This window comes from Tissierella sp., from assembly GCF_052089545.1.
Classification (GTDB): domain Bacteria; phylum Bacillota; class Clostridia; order Tissierellales; family Tissierellaceae; genus Tissierella_A.
Genome location: NZ_JBQDAA010000221.1, coordinates 1 through 3,669, shown reverse-complemented (window position 1 = coordinate 3,669; position 3,669 = coordinate 1). Strand labels below are relative to the sequence as shown.

General features: G+C 27.0%; 4 protein-coding genes and 1 pseudogene. All 5 read right to left on the bottom strand.

Going from position 1 to position 3,669, the window contains the following annotated elements; genetic code table 11:
* Window positions 1–214: ATP-binding cassette domain-containing protein (locus ACTHW2_RS11880; RefSeq protein WP_442264127.1), on the bottom strand; the 214-nt coding region annotated here is incomplete at its 3' end.
* Between the two features lie 32 nt (window positions 215–246).
* Window positions 247–870 (bottom strand): TetR/AcrR family transcriptional regulator, encoded by a 624-nt coding sequence (locus tag ACTHW2_RS11875; protein WP_442264126.1) that lies wholly within the window; start codon window positions 868–870, stop codon window positions 247–249.
* 271 nt (window positions 871–1,141) lie between these two features.
* Window positions 1,142–2,083: a cell wall hydrolase gene (locus ACTHW2_RS11870; RefSeq protein WP_442264125.1), complete on the bottom strand. Its 942-nt coding sequence runs from the start codon at window positions 2,081–2,083 to the stop codon at window positions 1,142–1,144.
* Between the two features lie 645 nt (window positions 2,084–2,728).
* Window positions 2,729–3,130: pseudogene (locus ACTHW2_RS11865) on the bottom strand (ArsA-related P-loop ATPase); the annotation flags it as partial.
* 205 nt (window positions 3,131–3,335) lie between these two features.
* Window positions 3,336–3,669: arsenate reductase/protein-tyrosine-phosphatase family protein (locus tag ACTHW2_RS11860; protein ID WP_442264124.1), on the bottom strand; the 334-nt coding region annotated here is incomplete at its 5' end.

The window sequence follows — 3,669 nt, the reverse complement described above, 5'->3', positions numbered from 1 at the left end:
TTGAAATATTATTTATATCATATCCTGCAACAGTAGCCTCTCCACCTTGTAATTGTAAAAGTCCTACAAGAATATTTTGTACAGTTGATTTGCCTGCACCAGATGGTCCTAAAAAACCAAATATTTCTCCTTTTTTAACTTCAAAGCTCACATCTTTTACTTGGTAAATATCATCTTTGTTATAAGAATGGTAAAGATTTTTAACACTGATCATAAAAAACACTCCTTTTATTAAGTATTAGGTTTTTATCTATAAAAACATACTTTGAGCATGTCTATATATTCATATATTTCTTTTTCTATCATCTTATAGTCAAATTTCATATCTGTATAATTTATATTTCTTCTCATTTCTTCACTATATTTTTCTAAAGTCCAACGTATAATGTTTATAGACTTTTTTATATCTATGTCTTCTTTAAAAAGAGAATAGTCAATATTATAAGTATATATTTGACTGTAAAGTTCAATAGGAAAATCAGGATTGGTTTCAGATATTCCTTCTATTGTTTTATCCTCTAATACAATAATTGCAAAATCAAATAAATAGGGATACTTTTCTAATAAACTAAATTTAATTATTGATATTTCTTTTAATCTTAAAAAGAAATCTTTTTGATTCCAATCTAGTTTTTCTATTATTTCATCGCTAATAACCTTAATACAAAAATACTCTAAATAGTTGTATAACTTGTTTTTAGTACCAAAATAATGAAATAAAAGCCCTTTAGATATTTCAGCATTTTCTACTATCACATTTGTTGAAGCTTTTGCAAATGTATTTGTGGAAAATTCTTTCATTGCACTATTTATAATCTTATCTCGTTTTTCTTTATCTATATTTATAAGTAAATCTTCTATTTTAATCACCTTTCTTTTATAATCACTGACCCTACCGGTCAATTTATATTATAACATAAATTGACCGGTAGGGTCAATAATTTATTTATTAGAAAACATATTAATATAACTAAATAAATTTAACTTTTTAACAATATTTACAAGCTATTTAATCTAGCACTTCATTTTCTAACTATAGTTATATTAAAACAATTTCTTTAATTTAAGCACAAAAAATCAGATGAAAATAAATCATCTGATTTTTGTTGTCTAATATTTATATAGTTATTATTTATTTCTATTATTTATAAAAAGTATGGGTGCCTATAACTTTAACTGGCGTTTTGGTACGTGGTACAGTTTGATCTGTTGCTAAAACTGGATTAACAAAATACAAAGTGTTTTCAGGTACTATCATTCTACCCTTTAATGCTTCAGCTACGGCTTTTTTAACAGATTGACTTGGAGCTCGACCACGAATTACACCATTTTTAACAGGTGAGAATTGAGAGTTTTGGAAAATAACTTCTTTTAATGTTGAAGGATACCTATTACTTTTAACTCTATTTAGTATAACATTTGCAACAGCTACTTGTCCTATGTAAGGTTCTCCACCTGCTTCAGCCATAACAATACGTTCAAACATTTCTGTATCACTATAATCCATAACTGTAGGCCCTCTATTTTGAACAGGTTTATCTATCAAATTCTTTATATTTTCAAGTTGTCCTAATAAATGATTATCAGATGTACTTTCTTCTCTTCCAAGAACAATATTATCAGCTGGTTCACTAAGTGAAATACGCTCTGCTTTGCGTGCTGAGTGTTTAATTATAGGAATATTAGTATTTTTATAATATCTATTAGTCCTTGACCTTTGATTTACAGATTGTTTAGATTCACGTTTTTTCCTTTGTAATTTTCTAATAGATTTAACTATTTCAGAATATGTATCTGTTTCGTCTGTTTGATCTTTTTTTATTTCATTTTCTTTTTCAATTTTATCATTTCGTCTATTCTCAACATCTTCAGAAGATAACATGCCTTCAACAATCGCATTATTTTGTTTTTTTTCAAGAAATATATTTTGTGATATTCTTTTTTCTTCTAAAAATTTAATTTGTTGATTTATGTTTACAGGTGAGTTCAAATCAGCTGAAACTTTAGTATCATTTATACAAATAAATAATGTTGATAAAACTATTATTATCAAAGATTTACTGATTTTATTTTTCAACACCATGAAATAACCTCCTATTAAGACAATTATTTACATTATATCATAATAGGAGGAAAAACTTTGTAAAATTATTGAAATATTTTATATTATTCCCAACTTCCATAATTCAAATATGGATTAATCCCTTTATAAAAATAAAATTATAATCATTTTATTTTATACGTATAACATGGAATTTCTTCAACTAATATATAATATACTATATGGATAGGTTACACTAAGTAGGACAGTTCTTTACTTACACATGGTACAATTAAATCAGGAGGATATTTAAATACCCAAAATAGGTACTTCCTCTATAACTACAGTCAATAAACCTTTTTTAAATTTATCTTTTAAGTTTATCTATATATTTAGATTTTTCTAATCTTCTTGAAAACCCATTATTTAATAAGAAGAAATAGTAGTTTTACCTACACCACCTTTTCCCATGGTAAATATAACTTTTTTATTAGATTTATATAGATCTTCTATTACATTGTTAAGGTTTAGTATATTATCAATCTTTAATTTTTCATGATTATGTTTAATATTGTTACTCTTAAATAAAGATCTTATATTTTCTAGTCCACTTATATTATATGGTCTTAGTGGTATTTTAAAGGTTTTAATATCACTAAATCCTATTGGTATATCCTTTAATACATCTTATTGTTTTGTATAGATTGTATTAGAAAGATAATCATCGCGTTCTTTAAGTATTCCATTTACTATTAATAGTTGCTTATCTACTCCTATATCATGCAGATCTACAGAAGCTCTTTCAGCTTCTTTTAAAGCTGCTATTTCAACTGTACATGATCCTGAAAGTTGTTCTTCCATACTTTGTAGTGCTGCTTCCGGTAACTTTCCTCTATATGGTGCTAATACACTTTCTTTATATTCAGTTGCTGCCTTTTCTGGTTCAAAGTTTGCTACTACTAAATTTGGAACTTCTTGTATAGGTATCCCTTTATTGTTTAACTCTGTTTCAAATACATCTTGAAGATTAGAAGCGGGATCCGTACTTACAAGCATTATTTTCTTTCCAGTATCAGAAAGGGAAACTGCAACTGCACAAGCTGTTTAAGTTTTACCTACTCCACCTTTGCCAGTAAAAAATAAATATTTAGTTAATTCCATATTTTTTAAATCGAAGTTTTTGAACATAATAACCACCACCCTTTTCTTTTAACAACATCCATCTTCTCTTGAACAACACATAGCTGGATCAAAAATTATCATTTTTTTCATAACAATACACTACTTTTGTTTTCTAAATTTCATTATTTTTTATTCTTTCAATTAAATCTTTCACTTTCTCTTCTATTAAATCTCTAGTTTTTCTAAAATCTTCTATAGTTCCTCCTGATGGATCATCGAGGCCCCAGTCTTCTTCATGCTTTGAAGGAAGAAAAGGACAAACAACTTCACAACCCATGGTTATTAGTATATCCACTTCTTCTGGTATATCTGTTAAAAGCTTAGGATAATGATTATCCATAGAAATCCCAATCTCTTCCATAACCTCAACTGCTAAAGATTTTACTTCTAGATATTCTTCTGTTCCTGCTGAGTAGCTTTCTAATACATCACTACCTAGATGTCTT

Excerpts from the sequence above, each read along its gene's own strand:
- ACTHW2_RS11870 (WP_442264125.1), bottom strand. The coding sequence starts at position 2,083 with ATGGTGTTGAAAAATAAAATCAGTAAATCTTTGATAATAATAGTTTTA.